General features: G+C 54.4%; 21 protein-coding genes, 7 tRNA genes, 2 pseudogenes and 1 riboswitch. Of the genes and pseudogenes, 11 read left to right on the forward strand and 19 right to left on the reverse strand.

Annotated features, from left to right (window positions below; genetic code table 11):
- Window positions 1–2: 2 nt before the first annotated feature.
- Window positions 3–713 (reverse strand): 2,3,4,5-tetrahydropyridine-2,6-dicarboxylate N-acetyltransferase, encoded by a 711-nt coding sequence (dapD, locus tag AC27IT_RS10835; protein WP_005832798.1) that lies wholly within the window; start codon window positions 711–713, stop codon window positions 3–5.
- A gap of 117 nt (window positions 714–830) precedes the next feature.
- Window positions 831–1020, reverse strand: a riboswitch (Lysine riboswitch).
- Window positions 1021–1175: 155 nt separating this feature from the next.
- Here dapD and AC27IT_RS10840 point away from each other — a divergent pair.
- Both AC27IT_RS10840 and AC27IT_RS10845 read left to right on the forward strand, forming a co-directional pair.
- Window positions 1176–1619, forward strand: a complete 444-nt coding sequence (locus AC27IT_RS10840) for a flavodoxin (RefSeq protein ID WP_005832801.1) — start codon at window positions 1176–1178, stop codon at window positions 1617–1619.
- 102 nt (window positions 1620–1721) lie between these two features.
- A complete protein-coding gene (locus AC27IT_RS10845) occupies window positions 1722–2267 on the forward strand; it encodes a GNAT family N-acetyltransferase (protein WP_005832803.1) in 546 nt (181 codons plus the stop codon).
- Here AC27IT_RS10845 and AC27IT_RS10850 read toward each other — a convergent pair whose 3' ends face one another.
- From AC27IT_RS10850 to AC27IT_RS10860, 3 genes are read right to left on the reverse strand one after another with little or no spacing between them, the layout of a single operon-like run.
- Complete coding sequence (locus AC27IT_RS10850; RefSeq protein ID WP_283857965.1) at window positions 2268–3086, reverse strand: EcsC family protein; 819 nt, start codon at window positions 3084–3086, stop codon at window positions 2268–2270.
- A 29-nt stretch (window positions 3087–3115) separates the two neighbouring features.
- Entirely contained in the window at window positions 3116–3310 is a 195-nt protein-coding gene (locus AC27IT_RS10855; protein ID WP_005832807.1) for a hypothetical protein, read from the reverse strand.
- 58 nt (window positions 3311–3368) lie between these two features.
- Window positions 3369–5309 (reverse strand): hypothetical protein, encoded by a 1941-nt coding sequence (locus AC27IT_RS10860; protein ID WP_283857966.1) that lies wholly within the window; start codon window positions 5307–5309, stop codon window positions 3369–3371.
- Window positions 5310–5608: 299 nt separating this feature from the next.
- On the opposite strand from AC27IT_RS10860, the gene AC27IT_RS10865 reads away from it, so the two are divergent.
- Together AC27IT_RS10865 and AC27IT_RS10870 are read left to right on the forward strand one after the other, a co-directional pair.
- The gene (locus AC27IT_RS10865; RefSeq protein ID WP_283857967.1) at window positions 5609–6409 is read left to right on the forward strand and encodes a class I SAM-dependent methyltransferase; all 801 of its coding nucleotides are present in this window, start codon (window positions 5609–5611) and stop codon (window positions 6407–6409) included.
- The gene (locus tag AC27IT_RS10870) at window positions 6406–7083 is read left to right on the forward strand and encodes a hypothetical protein (protein WP_007784110.1); all 678 of its coding nucleotides are present in this window, start codon (window positions 6406–6408) and stop codon (window positions 7081–7083) included. Before AC27IT_RS10865 ends, AC27IT_RS10870 begins: the two co-directional genes overlap by 4 nt.
- Window positions 7084–7167: 84 nt before the next feature.
- Here the strand turns inward: AC27IT_RS10870 and AC27IT_RS10875 are convergent, their stop codons facing one another.
- Genes AC27IT_RS10875 through AC27IT_RS10885 form a run of 3 tightly spaced genes read right to left on the reverse strand, consistent with a single transcriptional unit; the run spans window position 7168 to window position 10886 of the window.
- Window positions 7168–8688 (reverse strand): HlyD family secretion protein, encoded by a 1521-nt coding sequence (locus AC27IT_RS10875; RefSeq protein ID WP_005832817.1) that lies wholly within the window; start codon window positions 8686–8688, stop codon window positions 7168–7170.
- 19 nt (window positions 8689–8707) lie between these two features.
- Window positions 8708–10159, reverse strand: a complete 1452-nt coding sequence (locus AC27IT_RS10880) for an ABC transporter permease (RefSeq protein WP_007784106.1) — start codon at window positions 10157–10159, stop codon at window positions 8708–8710.
- 25 nt (window positions 10160–10184) lie between these two features.
- Window positions 10185–10886, reverse strand: coding sequence for an ABC transporter ATP-binding protein (locus AC27IT_RS10885; RefSeq protein WP_005832820.1), 702 nt, complete (start codon window positions 10884–10886; stop codon window positions 10185–10187).
- Window positions 10887–11083: 197 nt separating this feature from the next.
- Between AC27IT_RS10885 and AC27IT_RS10890 the strand changes: the two genes are divergently transcribed.
- Complete coding sequence (locus AC27IT_RS10890) at window positions 11084–11254, forward strand: hypothetical protein (RefSeq protein WP_005832822.1); 171 nt, start codon at window positions 11084–11086, stop codon at window positions 11252–11254.
- Between the two features lie 171 nt (window positions 11255–11425).
- Window positions 11426–12238: a pyridoxine/pyridoxal/pyridoxamine kinase gene (gene pdxK / locus AC27IT_RS10895; protein WP_005832824.1), complete on the forward strand. Its 813-nt coding sequence runs from the start codon at window positions 11426–11428 to the stop codon at window positions 12236–12238.
- Between the two features lie 80 nt (window positions 12239–12318).
- Here the strand turns inward: pdxK and rarD are convergent, their stop codons facing one another.
- A complete protein-coding gene (gene rarD, locus AC27IT_RS10900; RefSeq protein ID WP_005832826.1) occupies window positions 12319–13227 on the reverse strand; it encodes an EamA family transporter RarD in 909 nt (302 codons plus the stop codon).
- A gap of 261 nt (window positions 13228–13488) precedes the next feature.
- Between rarD and AC27IT_RS10905 the strand changes: the two genes are divergently transcribed.
- From AC27IT_RS10905 to AC27IT_RS10915, 3 genes and pseudogenes are all read left to right on the forward strand, one after another.
- Window positions 13489–14397, forward strand: a complete 909-nt coding sequence (locus AC27IT_RS10905; protein ID WP_197186686.1) for an EamA family transporter — start codon at window positions 13489–13491, stop codon at window positions 14395–14397.
- 131 nt (window positions 14398–14528) lie between these two features.
- On the forward strand, window positions 14529–14993 hold the full coding sequence (locus tag AC27IT_RS10910) for a DinB family protein (RefSeq protein ID WP_005832830.1): 465 nt from the start codon (window positions 14529–14531) through the stop codon (window positions 14991–14993).
- A pseudogene (locus tag AC27IT_RS10915) lies at window positions 14990–15358 on the forward strand (glyoxalase superfamily protein). The gene AC27IT_RS10910 and the pseudogene AC27IT_RS10915 overlap by 4 nt, the downstream one beginning before the upstream one ends.
- A 284-nt stretch (window positions 15359–15642) precedes the next feature.
- On the opposite strand, the gene AC27IT_RS10920 reads toward AC27IT_RS10915, so the two are convergent.
- The 3 genes from AC27IT_RS10920 to AC27IT_RS10930 all read right to left on the reverse strand — a co-directional run bounded on the left by AC27IT_RS10920 (window position 15643) and on the right by AC27IT_RS10930 (window position 15894).
- Window positions 15643–15718 (reverse strand) — tRNA-His (locus AC27IT_RS10920).
- Between the two features lie 20 nt (window positions 15719–15738).
- Window positions 15739–15812: transfer RNA gene (locus AC27IT_RS10925), tRNA-Met, on the reverse strand.
- A gap of 8 nt (window positions 15813–15820) precedes the next feature.
- Window positions 15821–15894, reverse strand: a tRNA-Gly gene (locus tag AC27IT_RS10930).
- A gap of 663 nt (window positions 15895–16557) precedes the next feature.
- Between AC27IT_RS10930 and AC27IT_RS10935 the strand changes: the two genes are divergently transcribed.
- Window positions 16558–17130, forward strand: coding sequence for a hypothetical protein (locus tag AC27IT_RS10935; protein WP_487091785.1), 573 nt, complete (start codon window positions 16558–16560; stop codon window positions 17128–17130).
- 154 nt (window positions 17131–17284) lie between these two features.
- Here the strand turns inward: AC27IT_RS10935 and AC27IT_RS10940 are convergent.
- From AC27IT_RS10940 to AC27IT_RS10975, 8 genes and pseudogenes are all read right to left on the reverse strand, one after another.
- Window positions 17285–17665, reverse strand: a pseudogene (locus AC27IT_RS10940) (LysR family transcriptional regulator substrate-binding protein); the annotation flags it as partial.
- Window positions 17638–18159, reverse strand: a complete 522-nt coding sequence (locus AC27IT_RS10945) for an ABC transporter substrate-binding protein (RefSeq protein WP_327944890.1) — start codon at window positions 18157–18159, stop codon at window positions 17638–17640. The gene AC27IT_RS10945 and the pseudogene AC27IT_RS10940, both read right to left, overlap by 28 nt.
- Window positions 18063–18659 carry an ABC transporter substrate-binding protein gene (locus tag AC27IT_RS10950; RefSeq protein ID WP_241752771.1) on the reverse strand — a complete coding sequence of 199 codons (597 nt, stop codon included), beginning with the start codon at window positions 18657–18659 and terminating at the stop codon, window positions 18063–18065. The genes AC27IT_RS10945 and AC27IT_RS10950 overlap by 97 nt, the downstream gene beginning before the upstream one ends.
- Window positions 18660–18801: 142 nt before the next feature.
- Entirely contained in the window at window positions 18802–20397 is a 1596-nt protein-coding gene (locus tag AC27IT_RS10955; RefSeq protein ID WP_487091786.1) for a helix-turn-helix domain-containing protein, read from the reverse strand.
- 341 nt (window positions 20398–20738) lie between these two features.
- Window positions 20739–20825: transfer RNA gene (locus AC27IT_RS10960), tRNA-Leu, on the reverse strand.
- A gap of 11 nt (window positions 20826–20836) precedes the next feature.
- Window positions 20837–20912 (reverse strand) — tRNA-Val (locus AC27IT_RS10965).
- Between the two features lie 101 nt (window positions 20913–21013).
- A tRNA-Glu gene (locus tag AC27IT_RS10970) sits at window positions 21014–21087 on the reverse strand.
- A gap of 4 nt (window positions 21088–21091) precedes the next feature.
- A tRNA-Ser gene (locus AC27IT_RS10975) sits at window positions 21092–21184 on the reverse strand.
- Between the two features lie 286 nt (window positions 21185–21470).
- Here AC27IT_RS10975 and AC27IT_RS10980 point away from each other — a divergent pair.
- Window positions 21471–21755 (forward strand): phospholipase A2 family protein, encoded by a 285-nt coding sequence (locus tag AC27IT_RS10980; RefSeq protein WP_007784666.1) that lies wholly within the window; start codon window positions 21471–21473, stop codon window positions 21753–21755.
- The last annotated feature ends 250 nt before the right edge of the window (window positions 21756–22005 follow it).

Genomic DNA, 22005 nt, shown 5'->3' on the forward strand with positions numbered 1-22005 from the left:
CCCTACAGTTGACGTAGCTCCTGCTTGATCTCCGTCTTGGAGCGAGTTTTGTCGTCGATCTGTTTAATCACGCGCGCTGGTGTACCAGCCACCACAACGTATGGCGGCACGTCTTCAATGACGACCGCGCCCGCTGCCACAACCGCGCCTTTTCCTACGCGCACGCCTTCCAGAACCACGGCGTTGGCACCGATTACGACGTCATCTTCCACTACGACTGGCTGCGCGGAAGGCGGCTCGATGACGCCTGCGATGACAGAACCAGCGCCGATATGGCAGTTTTTCCCGATCGTTCCGCGGCCGCCGACGACGACGTTCATGTCGATCATCGTGCCTTCGCCAATCACAGCACCGATGTTGATCGTAGCGCCCATCATGATGACTGCGTTGTTGCCGATCGTCACCTGGTCGCGGATAATCGCGCCTGGCTCGATGCGCGCCTGGATTCCTTTTGTGTCGAGCAACGGAATCGCCGAATTGCGGCGGTCGCTTTCTACTACGTAGTCTTCGATTTTGTCCGCGTTCGCAGCCAGAACCGGCTCGATTTCTTTCCATTCGCCAAACACAACGCCAGTCGTGCCTGTAATGAACGTCTTGGAGCTGGCACCGAAGTCAATGCCCTCCAGATTGCCTTTCACGTATAGTTTCACTGGTGTTTTCTTCTCGCTTTTTTGAATAAACGCGATAATTTCATTGGCATCCATCATGTTCACTGGTACATCCTCCTTTTAATAAAAAGCGTGCCTGTCAACGAGAGCGAACCGCTCCCCTGACTAAAAAAAGCAATGAGTGCATTCGCTATCTCATTGCTTTCCATACTGCCCAAGCAAATCGTAAATAGCGCTCCACAAACAGGCGATTGCCTTTTGTGACAGGATGCTCATTGTTCACGAATCACCCCAGCCGCTGCTATCCGAGGGGAACAGCAACAGCTTCGGCGCTTTAGCCTTTCCCTCTCTTCCCGCCCCCTGGCAGATTACGAAAAGATGTACTCATCTTCGGCGCACCTCTATTTAGACTTCCAATATTATAATTTCATTTTACTCTACCAAAATCAATCACTTGTGGCAACAGCTTTATGGAAAGAAAAATAACTGTTGACAACGAGAATCATTTTCATTATTTTATTTGTGTGAGAATGATTTTCATTATCTTATTTGGAGGGTTTACTTCTTATGAGCCGCATTTTGATGGTGTACGCAAGCATGACAGGAAACACGCAGGAAGTTGCTGAAGCAATTGCCGAAGGGATTCGTTCCACCGGAAAAGACCTGGAGATAAAAGAAGTCATGGATGCCACTGCCAAGGAACTGGAAGACTACGATGCCATTTTGCTCGGTGCCTATACATGGGGCGACGGCGATCTGCCAGACGAGTGCCTGGACTTTTACGAAGAGATGGACGATATTGATTTGAGCGGCAAAAAAGTCGCGGCTTTCGGTTCCTGCGACTCCGCTTACGAGCATGTGGGCGCTGCTGTAGATATTTTGCTGAAAAAAGCGAGCGAGCGCGGAGCGGAAACTCCACTCGAAGGTCTGAAAATCGAGCTGTCTCCTAACGCAAAAGAAGTAGAGATTTGCAAACAGTTTGGCGTTTCCTTCTCCGAGCTGCTCGGCTAAGACTAGCGCCGGAAAAGAAGTTGTCCAAAAAAATCCTTTTCAAGCAAGAGCTGTCATGATACAATGTCGATCCATCTTTTCTCAAGAAGGAGGATTGATATCATGACGTTACATACGCATACGGTCTACTTGCGACCACTGCAAGCAAATGACGCAGCCGAGCTTCTGAAGCTTCGGCTGCGTAATCATGCCTTCCTGCAACCGTTCGAGCCGCTCCGCTCCGCCGCCTTCCTGACGCTGAGCGGTCAGGAGGCGCAAATTGCGCAAGCGGAGCAAGACTTTGCAGCAGGGACCGCCTTCGCCTTTGGCGTGTTTTTGCGCGACACGGACGAAATGATCGGCCGCGTCGCTCTGTCAAACGTCGTGCGCGGCGCCTGGCAAAACGCGACCATCGGCTACTTCATGGATGAAGCCTGCAACGGCAAAGGCTACACCACTGCGGCCGTACGGCTTGCGCTCGCGTACGCCTTCCAGGAAGCCGGGCTGCACCGGGTACAGGCCGCTGTCATGCCCCGCAATACTCCCTCCATCCGCGTGTTGGAGAAAAACGGCTTTCGCCACGAAGGGTTGTCCTTGCGCTATTTGCAAATCAACGGCGTGTGGGAAGATCACCTCCTATTTGCGATCACGGCAGAGGACTGGAGCTAATCATTCCTCTTTGTTTTGCTCCACGCGCAATCGCTCCAGGATTCGCCGCTTGCGGTACAGCATTCGCCCCGCTTCGGCGACATCCTGGACGGTTGAGCGATTCAAGTACGCCCCGAACAGGATGCCTGCAATCGGCACCATCTGAAACAGCTTTTTCCAGCCAAAATTTTCCGTGTACGTCACCACGACTTCCCGCCAGCCCTGCAATTGTGCCATGACGTCTTTTTGCGCAGCAGGCTCGTCAAAGCGCGACAGCTCAGCCAGTATCGCCTTTTTGCCGACGATATCGGAAGAAGCGAACTGCAGGCATTTGACCACGAATAGCCGCTCCCGCTTGTCCTCCGGGCGATAGCCGTAGCATAGCGCCATTTCTTGCAGCACTTTCAGCGACGTGCCGAGCAGCAACGGAATATCAATCGCTAGCGTAAAAATGCCGCCGATGCCTGTCGTTGCGCCCTGTACCGTGGCAAAGGTCGCGCGCGATTCTTTCAGCTCGCGGGCAATCTCATCCATGAGGACGAGCGGTGCCCCTGCGACTTCTGCGGTCTGCGGAATGCCCGCGCCATCCCTTTTCAAGCGGGGAGCGAACTTGCTGTAAATCGCCGTATCCTGAACGAGATACGTTCCCCCTGTTTCCAGAAACGCGGCCATCTCGTCCACGGCTGTCCCCAGCTTTTCCCGGACGAAATTCGGCGTCATTTTATCGAGAAAAACGAACGGAAGCCTGCCGAGCTTTTCCCAGAACCACAAATCGTTCTGGTCGCGCTCCCATGCCTCCACCTCTTCCAATGCCTGCTGCAAAACCTGTCTCGACTCCATCTGCCGCAATCCCTCCCGGATCATTGCTTCTATGTTTCTTTGCCGCGCTTCCATTGGCATTGGTTGCGAAGCAGCGATTTGATATGCGCCCGCAGCTCCTCTGCCTGGGAAAAACGCGCAAATTCCTCACTGTCTGTTACGATTCCCAGCTTCAAATGTTTCACTTGTCCGTTTTCGACGCAAAAGCCGAACGCTTGCAGAATCGCAATCTGTTCATCCGTCATCTTGCTTGCTCCCCACCTTTGCAAAAACCCCCTTGCCACATGCAAGGGGGTCATCTGTTTATTTGACCTCTACGGTTAAGGTCATCGTTTGATTTCGTTCCGATTCACCCAGCTCTTTGTCGTATTTCTTGTATTTTTGCACGACCGAGCAAGTTTTATTGCGGAATGTGTTCGTTACTTTAACTGTGTAGACGCCAGGCTTGTTCTCGTTGTCTGCGATGATCGCTTTCAAATCGAGCGATTCATCGCCCTCGTCCACGTATTCCTCGTCCGTGTTCGGCTTCAGGCTTGCAATCTCTTTTCCTTCATAGAACACCTGAATCGCGTTTGCCGAGGAAAGGGTTGCTCCGATGTACTCCTGGCGGGTGCCGATTGGCGTTTCGCCGTACGTCCAGACGAGATTCGGCATGTAGTAGGTGATCGTGTCCTTGCCGCTTCCGTCTTTCAGCTTTTTGTTCCCGATCCGCTTCGCATACGTAGACGTCAGCCGAAGCTCGCTCAAGCTGTCCAGTTCCGCCGCCGAGCTGACTCTGACGGTTTGCCCGTCGCGATATTCGTTGCCGCGACTGTTTTTCAAAAGAATCGGCCCTGGCGAGGGTGCCAGTCCTGCTTCATTTTTGGCGCAAACAGGGGCGGACGGGATCGGACGGGTGTCCTCTACGACCTGAATGTAGCCGCACCACGACTGACGCGGCTCGCGCTTGCTGTAATAGTTGACCTTGTAGCGGCCCGGCTTAAAGCTGGACAGCAGCAAAGCGGTATGGTCCCAGTTCAGCTTGGATTCATCCACGACGACGTTATCGACTGCCCAAAAGCCCGGCCCCTCGTCATCCGAAGCTTCACTGCCCTGCTCCACGTGCTCGGCAGCCGTCGCCAGCCAGATGACGTGCACCGGATTTTGGTAGAGCTTCACGGTGACATCGGACGAGTACAAGTTTTCCCGCTCTACCATCAACGAAGACTGCGCATTTTGCTGCATCAGCACATCCATCGTCGCTGTAGCGCTGGCAGAATCGCAGGAGTTCGGCGCACCGGGCACCTGAATTTTCACTTCCGTTGTCGAGCCTCCCCACAGATCGTCGGTGTTGGCGGCCTGATTCGGCTCAAAGGTGACGGACATGGTCATTCCCGCCATCATTTCCGGAATCACGACCTCGAAGTGCTGGGAGTCGGTCAAGGTTTGGCCTGTTCCGTTCACCGACCAGCGACCGGCAACCGGCGAATACAGTTGCACGACGCCTGGGGCCGCCGGAGCAGTCACTTGCTGTCCTTGGGCGAGCTTTTGGCCGTTCGCATCCGTTCCCATGTACAGCTCTGCCATTCCGATCCGAATGTGCGTCATCCAGGCGCTCAGGCTGCTGTCATCGGGCGTAAACACCAGATCGTAATTGCCAGTCGGCAGCGTGCCTGTCGCGAAGATTTTGGCCGGCACGGATCGGAGCTCCGCATTTGTCGTTTTGTTAATCAGCTTCCACGTTCCCGGAACCGTACTGGCAAAGCTGGTCGAGCCCATCATGCCAAAAATCGCGGTCTGGCTACCCGATGGAATCGCTGCACCTGTCGGCTTCTCCCCTTCGAAGATGCTCGGGTAGTTTTGCGCCTCTACTTGAAAGCGCACGTGCACGGTGCTTTTTTGCCCCTTGGCATCGGTTACAAGAAACGTGAGGATGTGCGGTCCGGGAGACAATTTGGCGGCAGGAATCGAGAAGCGGGGCACCTGCCAGCGGAACGTGCTTTGCGAGGACTGCTGCTCGACCTGGTATTCCGGCAGCTCCACTCCATCGAGCAACACTTCGCTTCGATTGAGATTCGTGCCGCTCCCATATGTCGTTTGCACAAGATCGATATCAAGAGCGGTTTCAGGCGGGAGGATAAACTCGTCGTTTTTCACCCAGTTCCATCCGCCGGAGTCCTGGCCTGCTACCTGATAGTCATTGAAGATAATCATATTGTGAACAGGCTGCGAAACGGGCTTGGATACTTGGCTGTTTTTTTTCATCGATGCTGTAGCCCCTGCTCCCATGGCTGGCGGAGCCGATACGCCCGACAAGAAAGTGCCGGTTGCCAGACACACAAGAAGTGCTTTTACAACCCATTTTTTCACGAAATGTCCTCTACCTTTCTTTCATTGCTCGTGTTGCCACTCGTCTTTCTTCGACAAAAAGAGCGCAATCTCCTGTGTAGCTTGAAAATATTTCATCGGGATTCGATATAGGCAATTCCTATTTAGTTCATAACTTTTATAGGATTGATTTATACCACGCAAGCTGGTAAAACAAGAACAAAGGGGTGAGCCAGGTGAGTACTACGAATCAATGGAACGCGAAGCTGTACGACGACAAGATGAATTTTGTTTCTGCTTATGGCAAAGGAGTTGTAGAGTGGCTGTCGCCGCTGCCGGGAGAGCGCATTCTCGATCTGGGCTGCGGAACAGGGGATTTGAGCGCACAGTTGGCGCAAGCAGGCGCAAACGTAACGGGCATTGACTTTTCGGCCAGCATGATTGCAGCAGCCAGACAAAAATACCCGCAAGTCGCCTTTTTCGTCGCGGACGCCCACGCTTACCAATCCGCGGAAACGTATGACGCTGTCTTTTCCAACGCTGCGCTGCACTGGATGAAAAAGCCGCGCGAGGTGATTCGCACTGTCTGGCATGCGCTCGCGCCCGGCGGACGGTTCGTTGCCGAGTTCGGCGGAAAAGGCAATTGTGAGCACGTCGTCCAGGCGCTGCGCATCGCCTTGAGCCGTCGGAATCTTTCGGCAGACGAACGCTCTCCGTGGTATTTTCCCGCTGTCGGCGAGTACACGACGCTGCTTGAGGAGCAAGGCTTTCGCGTGACGCTCGCTTCGCATTTCGACAGGCCGACGACGCTGCCTGACGGGGATCGGGGGCTTCGACATTGGCTCGATTCCTTTTGCAGCCCCTTTTTCACCGGGCTGTCCGCGCAGGAGATCGAAGCCGTCTGCGAGGAAGTGACAGAGCTGGTCCGTCCGACGCTGTTCCAAGACGGCAACTGGGTCGTGGAGTACAAGCGCATCCGCATCATCGCCTACAAGGAAGCTACGAACGCATCACCAAACGCCGGAGAGCGCCCGTGAAGAAAATAGCTTGCCTGCACGCCCATCCGAGCAATATCGCGCTCTTGTCCGCTGCCTTCGCTATGTACGATGTCGAGCTGGTTCACTTCGTCGATGCCGATCTGCTTTTGCCAGGCGACGGCCCTGCCGCCTCGGCTACAGAACAGGCTTACGCCAGGCTTCGCCAACAGTTGAAAGGGATGGACGACGGTTCCGTTGACGCCATCGTCATCACTTGCACCCAGTACGCCTCCTATCTCACAGCCGAAGCTGAAGCGGCATGTGCCGCGCCTGTCTTCACGATCGACGGCCCCTTCATCCAGGAGTTGTCCCGCACGACCGAAAGGCACTTGCTCGTATTCAGCAATCCCGCGACCGTCGAACCGACGATGAGCCGGATACGGAAGCAGGCGCAGACCGCAGGAGCCGTTCCGGCAATCGAGTTGCTCGTAGTCGAGGACGCTTTTACCCTGCTCATGGAAAACAGACAGGAAGCCTATTTGGCCAAACTCACAGCAGCGTTGCACGACCTCGATCAGACGCTGCACGGCGTTCCGCTGTCCGTAGCCCAACTTTCCATGGCTCCGGCAGCCGAGCGGTTTGCCCGCGAGACAGGCAGGTTTGTCGCCCATCCGTTGCACAGCTTGACATCGCAACTCGTCCAAACGCTTGCCTTGTCCGAAAAGCACGCGTAAAAAGCCAACAGCCCTCACGCTTCGTCCCGGGACGGATACGCAGGGCTGTTGGCTTTATCTGGCTGGGAGTCTACGCTGCAAAGTTTACATGCCTTCCGGATTCGTCAGCAAAACTTCGTCTCCCTCATTCAATCCTTTTACCACTTCAATAAAGTCGGTTCCTTCCACGCCAATCTCAATTTCTTTTGGCGTCGGCTCGCCACTGGCCGGGTCTTTTACCATCACCGTGCCAAGCCCTGCTTCCAACACTTCCACTGCGTTCAAAGGCAGTCGTTTCACGTTTTCCTTTTGCTCCACGTAAATATCGCAATCCCCTGTCATGCCGTGCTTCATATCAGCCGTGTCGCTCAGTTCGACCTTGACTGCGAAGCGAACCGACTTGTCCTCTTTTGTCCCCTCTTTCGGCAGCTCGGTGACTTTGCCTTTGAACGGCTTGTTGCCGAATGCCGTCAAGTACACATCGACGCTTTGCCCAAGCTTGATCGCTGGAATGTCCATCTCGTCCACAGCCGCGACGAAGTAGACAGAGCTCGTGTCCATGATGACCGCAACCGGCTCGGAGCCAGGCGCTTCCCCTTCCTTGACGTTCAGCTTCGTAATGACCCCGCTGATTGGCGCTTCCACTTGCTTTTTGGCGATTTCCCGCTTTTTCTGTTCCATATTCAAAAGCGCTTCTTTCAAGGAAAGCTCCTTGTCCTTCATTTCCAGCTCGGATTCGGTCAGGTCCATTTTGAACAAAAGCTGCCCTGCCTTGATCTCGTCGTCTTTCTCCACTTCTACTTTGCCAATCTTGCCGTGCGTCCCTGCCACGATCTCCATCTCATCCGGCAATTCAAACGGCGTCGCTTTTTGGCTGGCGAACAGCAAGCCTTTTGGATCGGTGTACTGCACCTCGCCCAGATCGCCCACGTAGAGGGCACCCGGTTTTTTGACCAAGACGTCGACATCGTGCACGCCGCCGACTCCTTTTTCCTTTTGACCGATATGGTCTACCTTCGTCACGACTCCGTCCACGTAGTAAAGCGACGAGCTGATAAACACTTTCACCTGCTGCCCTACGCGGAAATGCTCGGCTTCGTATGCGGTGAACTTCCCTGTAATTTTCAAATAGTCGGTATTGGTCAGCTTCGCCACGACGGTGTCGGGGGTAACTGTTTCGCCTTCCTTCACGAGCACTTCCTTGACTTTCCCCGTTTTGTCGGCCACAATCTTGTCTTTTTTGTTCTTCAGCTCGTTCAGCTCTTTTTGCGCACGGATGATCGCCAGCTCCTGCTTTTGCAATTCCAGTTGGGCGTCCACGCTGTCTACCGTAAACAACACGTCGCCTTTTTTCACGGCTTGTCCTTCCTTGACAAACAGCTTCTGCACCTTGCCGCTGATCTCCGGTCTGACTTCCTCGCGCGCCTTTGCTTCGATGGTACCGGAAGAGAAAATCGTCTTCTTTACTTCCCCCACATCTACTGTAGCCGTCGGGAAGGAAGGCGGTTCGGCAGGCGGTTCCTCTGCAGCCGTGTTTTTCGACTGGTAGTACGCATAGCCACCGTAGCCGCCCCCTCCCAAAACGACCACAATCGCTGCTAGTATGATCCATTTTTTCTTGTTCATCTTTCGTTCCCCACATTTCTTATTCTGATCGAATCGCTTGAAGTGCACTTAGACGGGAAGCCCGAATCGCCGGGAAAATGCCCGCGAGCAGCCCGATGATAAAGGAGAAGCCGATGGCAAACAGCGCCAGCCAGACCGGAATCACTGCCAATTTGCTCTGTTCGCCTTCCGGTCCGCCGCCATACCCCATGTTCAAACTGTCCATAATGCCGCCGGATGCGCCGAAGTAGTTCACTAGCTCTACCGCGCCCCAGGCCATGCCAAGCCCGGCCAGGCCGCCGATCAGTCCAATGAAGCCTGACTCCATCAAAAACAGCCAGCGAATGTTAAATACGGTTGCTCCGATTACTTTCATAATGCCAATTTCTTTTGTTCGCTCCAAAATGGACATAATCATCGTATTGACGATTCCGATTGTGGCAACGAGCAAGGAGATCGCTGCAATGCCGCCCAGCACCATCTGGATCACGAAGAAAAACTGGTTGATCGTCTCCAGTTCGCGCGCTGGCGACCACACTTCATAGCCTTTTTCCTTCAACGCCTTGACGACGCTCTCTACCTGCTCCCGCGATTCTACCTTGACGGTCATCTGGTCAAATTCAAACGTGTCTTTTGTCGCCTGCTCCCGCGTGCGGCGCGACGAGCCTTCGCTGCCTTCGTCGCTGCGTCCGCGGTTCACCCAATCGTTCAGCTCTTTCACGACGCCAAGCGGGACGTAGACCGCTGTGGAGTAGCGAAAGTTTTCCGATTTTTGAAGCTGGCCGACGACGCGCACCCGCAATTCTTTTTTCTCGAATTTCGGTTCGTCGTCGATGCGGTATTCCCGCGTCAAAATGAGTGTTGCCGCTTTGTCGACGATGTTGAAGGCTGCCGACTCTCCGCCGCCGCCCATATCGGGAGGCATGGCGGACATGCCCGACTGTCTGCCGTTGTCGGCGTTGCGCCTGCGCGCCTCCCGCTTTTCTTTTTCCACATCGCGCATTGCCCGCGGAACGTCAAAAGCGACGACGACCTCCTGGGGAGAACCTGTCAAATACGTCCCTTTTTCTACATCGTTCTTGCGGTAGGCGGCCGACTCATTCACGTCAACCCCAACCAGCTCGACGTAGCCTTCGCGCCTGCCTACCTTCAGCTTCGCCTGCTCATTCAGCCGCTTGACAGGCATGACGGCTGCGATGCCCGGTATTTTTTTCAGCTCCTGAACAGCTTCCATATTCAGCCGCTTGCGTTGATCGTCCGGGATCATCTCGCCCTTTTCCTGGTCGTAGTACATCGGTTCGACGTCCATCTCTGTCAAGTTCCCGAAGTTTTCCAGGCTTTTCACTGCGTTTTCCTTCAGCCCCAAGCTCAGCGCCATCATCGCGACGATGGCAGCCGTGCCGATCATGACACCGACCGATGTCAGGGCGGTCCGCAGCTTCATCCGCCACAAGTTTCTCCAGACGATGCGAAACGAATCCATTACCTTCACAATATGTTCACCTCATACCCCTCGCCTACGCTGGCCTTGTCCTTTTTTGTACAACCCGGCCGTCCTGCAAATAAATGACGCGGTCGGACTGCTCTGCTACTTCCTGTTCATGGGTAACGATGATGAACGTAGTCCCATTTTCCCTGTTCATTTCTCTCATGAGATGGAGAATTTCCTGTTCGGTCTTCGAGTCCAGGTTCCCCGTCGGTTCGTCAGCCAAAATGATGCCTGGCTGGTTGACGAGCGCCCGCGCAATACTGACGCGCTGCTGCTGCCCACCGCTAAGCTCGTTCGGCCGGTGGTCGATCCGTCCTTCCAGTCCGACCCGATGCAAAATCTCTTTTGCTTTCGCCCTCCGCTTCTTGACGCTTTCGCCCGCGAAGATCAACGGCAGCTCCACGTTTTCCAGCGCCGTCAAGTTAGGCAAAAGGTTGTACGACTGGAAAATGAAGCCCATGTGCTTGCGGCGAAACAGGCACAATTCATTTTCGTTAAACTTGGAGATTTCCTCGCCGCTCACCATCACGCTGCCTTCCTCCGGCTTGGTCAGACCAGCGAGCAAATTCAGCAGCGTCGACTTCCCTGAACCGGACGAACCGCACAAGGCGACAAACTCGCCCCGGTTGACGTGCAGGTTGATATCAAACAGCACCGGAACCTTGATCTTCCCCGTTCCGTAGCTGTGATTGACTCCGGTTACTGTCAGCTCTCCCGTTGTGTTGGCCATCTTTACAGCACCTCATTCGTTCTTTTCTCATACTAAAGACGTAAAAAGTCGAAAAACGTAACGGACTTGACAAAAACTATTTCGCCTTCACACAAATGCAACAGCTTTTTCAAAATCATGTAACAAACGCGTAACCAACTGCTGCCAAATACGTACTACAATATGAGTGTGAAGAAAACACGAAAGGGCGATGACCGATGACAATCTATCGCTTTTTATTTGAAACCGCAACTCGCAGATGGGTAGAAATCATCAAGGCGCCGAGCATGTTCGAAGCAGCCAAACAGGCCAAACAGCTCGCGACCAAACGCTCCCGCTCCCTGTCTACGCCGATCAGCTTTTCTTTTCACCACGCTGCCTCCCGCTAACATGGTCTACATAATGAAAACCGTTTCTCATCCCCGGGAAGCGGTTTTTTATTTCTGGGGATATTATTGACACCGCTGTTTTTTTCCTCTTAATATAGAGGGAGACATTACAGTGCATGACAGTAAAGCTCTGCATTCACTTCGCTGCTGCACAAGAGGGAGATAATCAAAATGACAATGAAAAAAGCGCTTACCATTGCAGGCTCCGATACCAGCGGCGGTGCTGGACAACAGGCAGACCTCAAAACGTTTCAGGAGCTTGGCGTCTTCGGAATGACAGCCCTTACTGTTATCGTGGCCCAAGACCCGCACAATGACTGGTTCCATGAAGTGTTCCCGATCGATGTGGCTATTCTGGAAAAGCAGATCGAAACGGTGCTCGCCGGAATCGGCGTCGATGCAGTCAAAACCGGGATGCTTGGCACCACCGAGCTGGTTGACCTCGCTGCCCGCAAAATAGAGCAATACCAATTGAAAAATGTCGTCGTAGACCCGGTGATGATCTGTAAAGGCGCTGAAGCGCTCCATCCGGAAATCGCCATCAGCCTGCGTGAAGTGCTGCTCCCGCGTGCGACGGTTGCCACGCCAAACTTGTTCGAAGCGGGCATCCTCAGCGAAATGGGCGCGCTGACAAGCGTAGAAGACATGAAAGAAGCGGCAAAACGCATTCATGACTTCGGCACTTCTTACGTCGTGGTAAAAGGCGGCACCAAGCTGCAAAGCGGCAATGCTGTCGACGTTTTCTACGACGGGCAAAACATTGAAGTGCTCGAATCCGAGCGCTTTGACACTACATTCACGCACGGAGCAGGCTGCACCTTCTCTGCTGCGATCTGCGCTGAGCTGGCAAAAGGCAATTCCGTGCGCGGAGCCGTCGAAGTCGCGAAGGAATTTATTACAGAAGCGATTCGCCACTCCTTTGCCCTCAACCAATACGTCGGCCCAACCAACCACGGCGCATACCGCCGCAAGCACCAAGGCTAAGGCCAGCGGTTCGCAAACAAAAACTCCTGACCCGCCGAGAGCATCGTCCCGGAATCGGTCAGGAGTTTTTTTCTCTAATCTCACGCTTGCTTTTTGATCGCCACTTCCGGCTTGAGCGGAACCGTCGCCGGCTTTTTGCGCATCGAGCTTACGGTAAAGATGACGAGCGCCGACCAGATGCACGAAAAGCTGATGAGATGCGTCGTCGTAAACGGCTCTCCGAACAAAAACACAGCGGTAAGCAGCGTAATCGTCGGCGAGACGTACTGGATGAAGCCGACGATCGAGAGCGGCAAGCGCTTCGCGGCTTGCGCAAACCAGTACAACGGCATCGCCGTCGCGACTCCGGCCAGCGCCAGCAACAACATCTGCCACCATGCCAAAGTCGTCACGGTCTCTGTCCCGTTTGCCTGGAGCATAATCAGATAGCCGAGCGCGATTGGCGCGACGAACAGCGTCTCCCACGCAAGCCCGATCATCGCCTCCATCTTCACCACCTTTTTCGCCAGGCCGTAAAACGCAAACGTGAGCGCCAGCGAGAGGGCAATCCACGGAAACTCGCCGTATTGCACGGTGATGAACAGGACGCCGCAGGCAGCCAGAATCAGCGCTACCCACTGTCCGGCATGCATTTTTTCTTTTAAAAAGATCACGCCGAGCAGCACCGTAAACAGCGGATTCATATAGTAGCCAAGGCTCGTTTGCATGACCTGGTTGTTGTTTACCGCCCAAATGTAGATCAGCCAGTTCGCACTGATGAGCAGGGAGCAGATGGCAAGCGCCGCGGCTATTTTGCCTCCGGATACCGATCCCCACATCGCGCGCCAGCGTTTCGTTACCTGAATAATGATTGCGACAAAAAGAACAGACCAGACGATGCGATGCGCCAAAATCTCCCATGCGCCCATCGACTGGAACAGCTTCCAGTACAGCGGGAGCATCCCCCATGCAAAATACGCGGCAAACGCGTAAAGTATCCCCTGTTTCATTTTTCTTCCTCCACTGATTTTGCCATGTGCCCATCCTATAGAGTAGTGTAACGGAATTGTCGCCAATCGGCTATGTATTCATCACCAATATAAGCGCTCGAGACACTTTCATTCGCTACCATGGCAGCGATGTAACAAGACATCTGATTACCTCAGTAACACAATGAAGTGATATCAAATTTTTCATTGTACCATTTTTAACGCTGGTGTACAATAGGCATTATTCAACCGAGTTTAGTCATAAGAAAGGAATTTTTACCTATGACATACTGGCGTTCTGTTTTGTTAGTCTTGCTCGGCGCATGCAGCTACGGGGTGCTGTCCCTGTTCATGAAGCACGCGTTCGCCCTTGGCTTCACTCCTTTTGAAATGAGCGGGAGCCAACTGATTTTCGGCGGCTTGATTATGTCGATTGCGGCCTTGTTCTTCTCGCGGGAACGGTTTCGTTGGAAATATTTGCTGATTTTGGCGCCAGTCAGCCTGATGATGGCTTCCACCAGTATTTTTTACCATCAGGCTGTCAGTCGCGTGTCTGCTTCGCTCGCCATCGTGCTGTTGTTCCAGTTCACCTGGATCGGTGTCCTGCTCGAATCGCTCGTCGACCGCAAATGGCCGACAGCAGAAAAATGGGTATCGCTGCTCATGCTCGGCGGCGGGACGGTGCTGGCCAGCGGTCTTAGCGAAGGCGGGCTGCAAAACGTCAGCATCACGGGTCTGGTCTGCGGCCTGTTGTCGGGGGCAACGTTCGCGCTGGTCATTTTCTTCAGCGGGCGCGTCCTTCCGGGCATGAATCCTTATTTGCGCAGCGCGATTACGATCAGCATGGCAGCCGTGATGCTCTCCATCGTCTACCCGCCTACTTTTTTGCTCAATGGACGGCTGATGGACGGACTGCTTCCGCTCGGCTTGCTCGTTGCCGTATTCGGCTCGGTCATCCCGATTTTTTGCCTGGCGGTAGGCGTCCCCCGCATCGGCAACGGCCTCGCCACGATCTTGAGTGCCGTCGAGTTGCCAACCGTCGTGCTTTTGTCCTGCTTTGTCCTCCAAGAAAACGTGACGCTTTCCCAATGGGGCGGCGTTCTGATGATCCTCGCGGCCATCTGCGTGCCGCAAATCAAATGGCGCAGGCTTTTCGCGCCCGCCCATGTCTTGGAGAAAAAAGGCATGTAATTGAATCAAGCGTGTCGGTCCACCGGGGACCCGGCACGCTTTTTTTCTGTGCCTTTCCCTTCTCACGGATAGGAGAAAGCGGCGGTGGCATGGAATGGTAAGAAGAAGCGAAATCAGGAGGGAACAGAGGTATGGAAAAACGGCATATTGTCCTCTTTCAGCAGTTGGAAGATTATCGAAAGGAAGTGCTGGAGGCGGTAAACGGCTTGTCAGAGGAAGAAGCGCTCATCGTCCCGGCGGGCTTTTCCAACAATATTTTGTGGAACTTGGGACACATCTATCTGGATCAATACTTATGGCTGCAGCACTTGACGAAAGAGGAGGCTCCGATTCCGCCCGGCTTCCGCGAATGGTTCGGCTACGGGACCAAACCGGCAGACTGGCAATCTCCTCCCCCTCCCCTGCAAACCATCCTCGCCTTGCTGGAAGAACAGCCTCAGCAAATTCGCTCCGCCTATGGGGAGCGGCTGGAGGAACCATTTCCTGCCACCGAATCTGGCATGCACACCATCGCCCAGGTGCTGGTGCGGACGATTTTTCACGAAGGGCTGCATTTGTCCACGATTACTGCATTAAGGAGGTTTGTGAACAGATGACTCTTGCCGTCACGCCTGTCTTCCGCATTTTTGACGAAGCAAAAGCGAAGGAGTTTTACGTCGATTTTCTCGGATTTCAGGTCGATTGGGAGCATCGCTACGAGGACCATTTTCCGCTGTACATGTAAGTCTCGTCGCCCGAGTGCGTGCTGCACTTAACCGAACATCACGGAGACGCCTGTCCGGGCGCGGCTGTCCGCGTGCAGGTCGAGGACATCGAGCTGCTGCACCAGACGCTTACCGGCAAGTCGTATAAATACGCCCGGCCCGGTCTGGAAAAAACGCCATGGGGAACGCGCGAGGTGTGCGTGACAGACCCGTTTGGCAACCGGATTCACTTTTTTCAGCCGCATCCTTTTCCGTAAGCAGGCAAAAACAAGCTCCCGCTGGCAGCTTCTTGGCCGCGTAAGGAACTGTGTCGCCCCGCCGCGAACCTTTCTCGTGCGCGCGCTTGTATGCTTTTTTCGCACCGCCTGCATGTTTCGCCGCATGAAGGCGGGGCGGTCGATCGCATGTGTGCCTATGCTCGGACCACTGCCATGCTGCACCGCAACATGTAGCGAGCGAGAAACTCGTCCTGAAAATGCGCATACAAAAAGCCCAGCCAGATCCGTGCAGGAATCTCGCTGGGCTTTTGCTGTTTCTACTATGGGGCGATCGATGGGACTCGAACCCACGAATGCCGGAGCCACAATCCGGTGCGTTAACCCCTTCGCCACGACCGCCATGTGTGGAATCAATCAGGTAGCGGCGGAGGGAGTCGAACCCCCGACCTTTCGGGTATGAACCGAACGCTCTGACCATCTGAGCTACACCGCCAAACGCTATGGAGCGGGTGATGGGAATCGAACCCACGCGACCAGCTTGGAAGGCTGGAGTTCTACCATTGAACTACACCCGCAAAACAAATGCTGTCCCCTTTTGCGCAAGCTGTCGCTTGCCAGGTTCGCATTGCTGAAAAGTGGTTTTCGGACCTCTTTTACAAGCGTAATTGTAACATATGTGAAAAAAAAGTCAAGGATATGGAAAGTGACGCCATATAAAGCCGTTGTGTATAGGCTCGGGTCGACAAGCACAAACTTGTCCGTCCGCGACGGCGCGGGCTGTCCTTTGTATATTATATAGAAGAAAAACATCCTGCTTCCTCCGAGCCGTTCGCGGAATTTCGCCCTAGTTCATGATAGGCAGGCTGTTTTTTGCGGCCTTCTCCGTTCAAAAAAACTTTAACCATTGTCCGCAATTCCTATACACAAATGGAAAAATATAGCCGATGGTAACAGGAGAAGCAGCATTACCGCTGATTGGAAAAGAGGAACCCATGTGAAAATTTCCATGTCGCACGCCCTGCACCCCCAAAGCCCCCTTCGCTTAAGCAACGGGGCTGAAAATCAGGCAGTAGCGGACAGGCAGCAAAAAAAAACAAGCCGATTCCGTCACTGTCAGTTCCCAGGCTCGCAGCCTTTTTGCGAAAAACAACCAGTCGAAAACAAATGACCTGATGCAATCGTTGCAGCCCCAACGGGAAAAGCTGCAAGAGAGCAAAAGCAAATTATATGAGTCAGCATTGAAATCGGGCGGGCAAGCCCAGGGCATCCAGGAGCAGATCAAGGCGCTCGATGAGCAAATTCGCGCTCTGGATGAACAAATCAGCCAAATCAAGCTGGATGAAATGCAGAAGACGTTCGTCCAGGATGCAGACAGCAAACAGCCGACTCCTGAAAAACCCGCTGACGCTGGCAACCAGACTGCCGAAGAACCTGCCTTGCAGCATTTCATGGCGTTGTCCGGTAACTTGGAGCAGTTCGAACAGCTTTCTGCCCAGAAACATAAAATCGACCGCGGCATCCGGGTGTTGAATCAGGAGATCAAGCTGGACGAAAGCCGGGCTTTGTCAGGCCAAACGGCAACAGCCAAACGCGAGCAAGTGGCCGCACTGGAACAGACGATGGGCAGGCTCGATGAGCAGATGGGAGAAAAGTTTAAGGCGCTGACAGCACAGCTCAGCGAGCAGACGAATTTTGCCGAAGCCGAATCTTTCAGCACCGCTGCCCCTCCCCGCAATGCAGATGAATCGAGCAGCGGCGAGTCTTCGGCAGAAAACGCCCAGTCCGCACCTGACCTGGAACTCGCCCCGTAACGCGAGACAGAACAACCCACCTTTACGAGTGGAGCGACCACGCCGCGCCAGATGTTGCGGCCCGCTCGTAAAGGTGGGGTTTCGTATTCTTTCTTGTGTGGCAAACAGCAGCAGACTGGCTCTGACCTGGCTGTCGTGGCCGCCCGTCTGCCTGTCATTTTCCACGCTCCAAGCGGAAAGCATCCGGTTTGCAAAAGGACAGCAGCGCATTGCTCGTGACGTCCGCAAAGTATTCCTCCACGATCTCGCGAAACTCCCGGGCAGCGCGGGAAATGTACCGGCTCTTGTGCCAGAGCAAAGCGATCTCGCGCGCCAAATTGCAGCCCTCTACCCGCAAATAGTGAACCTGCTCGTGCAAGCTCCTTCCCGTGCAAGGGATAAAGGCGATGCCGATTCCCGCCTCTACGAGCGCAACCAGCCGGGCAGGTTCATCGCCTTCGTACACGTAAGCTGGCTCGAGGGCTGATTTCAGCATGTATCCAGATGGCAGGAGGAAATATTCCGCTGTCAAAACTGATGCTTGCCCTCGACCAGCATGTCGGCAATCAGATCGACTTGTGCTTTTACGGCAATCGGGTCGTACGGCCAAAAATAGTCGGTATCCATCTGGTAAACGCGGCCGTTTTTGACTGCGTCCAGCGTGTTCCAGATCGGATTGCTCGGATCAAGTCCCGCCTGCTTGCCCGACTCCACAAAAAGGTAGTCGCCGGAAAATTCGTTGACCTGCTCTAACGAGATGGTCACATGCTCTTTGCCCTCGTCTACGCTTTTTTGCACCAGCGGCGGTCGCTTCAGCCCAAGATGCTTGTACATGGCTTCGGCTCCCCGCCAAAGGCCGTCGGCGTACACCACCAGTTGCTTGTCGAAGCCGCCCATGATCGCAGCCGTCGCGTTTTCGCCGACGACTCCCTTGATGCGCTGCTTTGCTTTCTCTACCGTTTCGTGAAAGAGGCAATCCAGGCTTCCGCTTCTTTTTCCTTGCCGAGAATCTCCCCGAACGTGCGGATTTGCTCGCGCGAGTCTTTGAATGTCGTATGGACGAAAACGAGTGTGGGCGCGATTTTGCTCAACTGCTCATAGAGCGTGGGGTCGTCGCTCAGCGTGACGATCAAGTCGGGATTCAGGGCCAAAATTTTCTCCACACTGCTGGCGTCAATCGTGCCGATGTCTTCGATGCCCGCTGTCTGTGCCTTGATATGCGGGGAGTCGATATCCCAGAACGGTGCCCCGACAGGCTTGATCCCGAGTGCCAGGAAGGTAGCCAAATATCCTTGGGCGACAATGCGCTTTGGCTCGGCCGGAATTTCAATTTCTCCGTTGACCGTCTTTACTTTACGGGTAGACGGCTTGGCCTCTCCGCTCGTCGCAGCCGTTGCCGCTGTTTGCCCCTCTACTGCCGTCGCGTTTTCCTGCGAGGCCCCGCTGCCCCCTCCGGCTCCACCGCAAGCCGCAAGCAATACCGCCATCGCCAATAGTAAGGCGCTCAGCATGCCAGGCGCTCTGTGTGCTCCAACCTTGTTTCTTTTCATCCTGTACAGCTCCTTCTTGCTAAAAATGGGAAACGACCTTACCAACAACGATAATCATTATCAATAAAATCCGTACCCATCATAGCAAGCTTTTCCATACACCGTCTATTTCATAAAGTTGCCGTTTTTTCTGGACAAATGTTCACTCTGCGCCGCCGCGGAGCAAGCAATTTGTCTGGATGTGCAACTGGCGCTCTAGCGCCAAGCCGTCACTGCTCCAAAATTCGTTCAGCTCCAGCGCATACACCTGTCCGGGAGCCTTTTCGAAGGCTGGCAAGCTCAGGCCATGCACACCCGCACCATGGTCATCGCGGGCATCAATGACAAACATATGGTCTGCGGCGTATTCGGGCAGCCTGTCTGCTGCAATCCAGAGATGCCGTCCAGGCACGAGCACGTCCCTGTGCACGCTCTCCGGCGGACGGAAGCCAAGGGCGTCGTACAGGTTGTACGCCCCTCTCGCCGTTTTGTTCCAGATGAAGACGCCATCGTGGCGCAGCTCGTAGACGGCGGCCGTGTCCCCTCTGTCGATCAGCTTTTGCAGTTGTTTTCTCGCGGTTTCGACCTGTGCCTGATAGCGCTCGATCCATCGCTCCGCTTCCCGCTCTCTGCCAATCAGCTTGCCGACCAGCCGAAGCTCCGCGAGCGGGTCCAGCTTGTCCCATTCCAGCGCCAGCACCGGGGCGATGTTTTGCAGTCGCTTCATCCTGCCAGGCGTGTAATAAAAGTAGGTCGGAGCCAGGACGAGATCCGCTTTCAGGTTGGCGAGCTGCTCGTCGTCGTATGCGCCGTTGACCGTCGGAACATTTTGCAGTTCCTCTTTTAACAGCAGCGCTCCGCGCACAAGCTCATCGTCAGTGGCGACAGGCGTGACACCGAGCGCAAGCAAATCGCCCACGAATTGAAAGGCGGCGATTCGCTTCGGAATCGGCCGACTGCGGAACTCGCCTGGGGACATGCCGGTCAGTTGCTTGAATTTTCGGCTCAAATACTCGCCGTTTGCATAGCCGACCTCCGCGGCAATTTCGTTGACCGTCATGGCCGACGTCAGCAAATGCTCTTTGGCGCGGTCGATCCGCACGCGATTCAAATATTCGGAATAGCCCCACCCCAGCTTTTTCGCAAACAAGGTCGAAAAATAGCTCGTATGAAATCCGGCCAGCCGCGCCAGCTCGGAGCGGGTAATCGGGCTTCGGTAGTTTTCCTCGATATAGGTTACCGCTTTCTGAATCGACGGCTCCCAATCCAGTTCAGGCGTGATTTCGTACTGGAGGGCAAGCTCCATCAGCTCTTTGAACAAGCGCTGGTGCTGCTTTTGCTCTGCCGTCTGGCCGTGGGCGGACGCTTGCTGGCACGCGTGCAAAAGCTCGTTCAGCAGCACATTTGCCCGATACGGCAGTCGATTCCTGACCCAGCCGCTCGCAGGCAAACAACTGCGGTCGTTGCGGTAGACGAGCTGTTCATCGTCGTGCTCCGCCAGCCGATAGCTCTCGAAGGACAGGCGGCAAACAGGCGGGCTCTCGTTTTTGTCGGCGCAGATCGTCACCGAGTGGCCCGGACGCAAAAGCACGATTTGTTCCGGGCCCAGCCAAACCGTCCGCTTGCCATCCTGCATGCGCATTCGCCCTGACAGCGGGGCGAGCATCGTCGGGGACGAGAACGCCACTTCCAGGGACGGCTTCCCTTTTTCCCACGCCAGGAGACTGCACTCTTTTAACACGTGAAGAACCGAGTCCATGCATGCCAACCTCTTTCCTGCGTTCTCTTTCTTTTTAGTTTAGTTATACCATATCTTGCCCAAGCGACCTGTTGGGGCCACGTTTTTGGGGACAAGGTGCTGGCACGGCAGGGGGAGCCGCTTCAAGGAGAAGAAACGAACAACCCGCGAGACGCCTTGTACAATCAACAAGTCTCGCGGGCCACTTTGTCCATGCCTAAGCCGTTGGTGTTGCCGTACGCTTCGGCCATTCCGAAACGGCCGCGCCGAATATGGCAGCGCCAGCAGAGAGAGCGCGAACGCCTAACAAAAAAAGGCCCCTGCCTGCCACAAAAGCAGACTGGAACCTGTCGTTTACGATATGGTGCGGTCGAGAGGACTTGAACCTCCACGGTGTTGCCACCACTAGAACCTGAATCTAGCGCGTCTGCCAATTCCGCCACGACCGCAAATATGAAAATGGTGGAGGCTGACGGGATCGAACCGCCGACCCTCTGCTTGTAAGGCAGATGCTCTCCCGGCTGAGCTAAGCCTCCACTCTTCCCCGACAAAAGTCGGGTTCCAACCAGTTGTTGGGGCCCCGCAAAGTACTCGGCGTTGTTACAACGCATCCACTTCGCTTTGTGGGGGAACTAGGTGACCCGTAGGGGATTCGAACCCCTGTATGACAGCGTGAAAGGCTGCTGTGTTAAACCGCTTCACCAACGGGCCATGATGGCGGATGGAGTGGGATTTGAACCCACGAGACGGGTCGACCCCGCCTACACGATTTCCAATCGTGCTCCTTCGGCCGCTCGGACATCCATCCAAATTTTCCGCTTGCCCTGTTCGCATATCGCTCGGGCAAGAACTAATCTATCATATCTAGCAGCCGATTTCAAGGAGTATTTTAAAAGTTTTTCTGCGTGCAAATCTGTGAAAACGAAGCGGCTCCCCGCTGGCGTTCTCGTCCTGGCAGCGACCGCCATGACACCACCCTCTCTCCGCTCTGCCTCGCAAGTTTTTGCGTCAATTTTCGTGGAAATTGCCTAAAGCAACTTCCCCGCTTTTCCAATATGCTACCAATAATCATTGACGATGCGGAGTGATGGCTGGTGGGCAGAAGAAGACGGCGGGCAGGTCGGATTCCTTGTTTGTACGGAAACTGGTGCGGCCCGGGCTGTTCGGGGCCGGGCGCCCCGATTGACGATATCGACCGCTGCTGCAAAAAGCACGACCGCTGCTATCAAAAGCGCGGCTATTTTTCCTGTAGCTGCGACCAGGAGCTTTTGCGCTGCTTGCAAAACAAAATCGACATGAACACGGAAAAGGGCAGGGTGGCCGCGATGATTTCCGCCTATTTTTCCCGCTCCAAATGCATTCCGGACGACTTGAAATAGGCTGTTTTGCGAATTGTCACGATTGTCATTCTTCATACAAAAAATGGTAACACCTTGGACATGAATCTGCCATAACTCCCGTGTTTTTCCTTTGGCTTTTTTTGGTACTCTAGTGAATGTCCAAGGAGGGTACAAGGAAGTGGAAGTGCATATACGAACCGATGCCAGTGCAGCACTGACGTTAAAGAAAGAAATTATTTGTCATGGAATTTCCTGCTTTTATGTCCGCCCGTTTGAAAATGATCAAGTA

The sequence above is a fragment of the Brevibacillus sp. YAE8 genome (assembly GCF_057543335.1).

Bases quoted from the DNA above. Each gene is read 5' to 3' on its own strand.
- AC27IT_RS10855 (WP_005832807.1), bottom strand. From the start codon at position 3,310: ATGACGGATGAACAGATTGCGATTCTGCAAGCGTTCGGCTTTTGCGTC.
- rarD (WP_005832826.1), bottom strand. From the start codon at position 13,227: ATGAAACAGGGGATACTTTACGCGTTTGCCGCGTATTTTGCATGGGGG.
- AC27IT_RS10860 (WP_283857966.1), bottom strand. From the start codon at position 5,309: ATGAAAAAAAACAGCCAAGTATCCAAGCCCGTTTCGCAGCCTGTTCAC.
- AC27IT_RS10910 (WP_005832830.1), top strand. From the start codon at position 14,529: ATGGAAAAACGGCATATTGTCCTCTTTCAGCAGTTGGAAGATTATCGA.
- AC27IT_RS10890 (WP_005832822.1), top strand. From the start codon at position 11,084: ATGACAATCTATCGCTTTTTATTTGAAACCGCAACTCGCAGATGGGTA.
- AC27IT_RS10905 (WP_197186686.1), top strand. From the start codon at position 13,489: ATGACATACTGGCGTTCTGTTTTGTTAGTCTTGCTCGGCGCATGCAGC.
- AC27IT_RS10840 (WP_005832801.1), top strand. From the start codon at position 1,176: ATGAGCCGCATTTTGATGGTGTACGCAAGCATGACAGGAAACACGCAG.
- pdxK (WP_005832824.1), top strand. From the start codon at position 11,426: ATGACAATGAAAAAAGCGCTTACCATTGCAGGCTCCGATACCAGCGGC.
- AC27IT_RS10950 (WP_241752771.1), bottom strand. From the start codon at position 18,659: ATGAAAAGAAACAAGGTTGGAGCACACAGAGCGCCTGGCATGCTGAGC.
- AC27IT_RS10955 (WP_487091786.1), bottom strand. From the start codon at position 20,397: ATGGACTCGGTTCTTCACGTGTTAAAAGAGTGCAGTCTCCTGGCGTGG.
- AC27IT_RS10845 (WP_005832803.1), top strand. From the start codon at position 1,722: ATGACGTTACATACGCATACGGTCTACTTGCGACCACTGCAAGCAAAT.
- AC27IT_RS10885 (WP_005832820.1), bottom strand. From the start codon at position 10,886: ATGGCCAACACAACGGGAGAGCTGACAGTAACCGGAGTCAATCACAGC.
- AC27IT_RS10875 (WP_005832817.1), bottom strand. From the start codon at position 8,688: ATGAACAAGAAAAAATGGATCATACTAGCAGCGATTGTGGTCGTTTTG.
- AC27IT_RS10850 (WP_283857965.1), bottom strand. From the start codon at position 3,086: ATGGAGTCGAGACAGGTTTTGCAGCAGGCATTGGAAGAGGTGGAGGCA.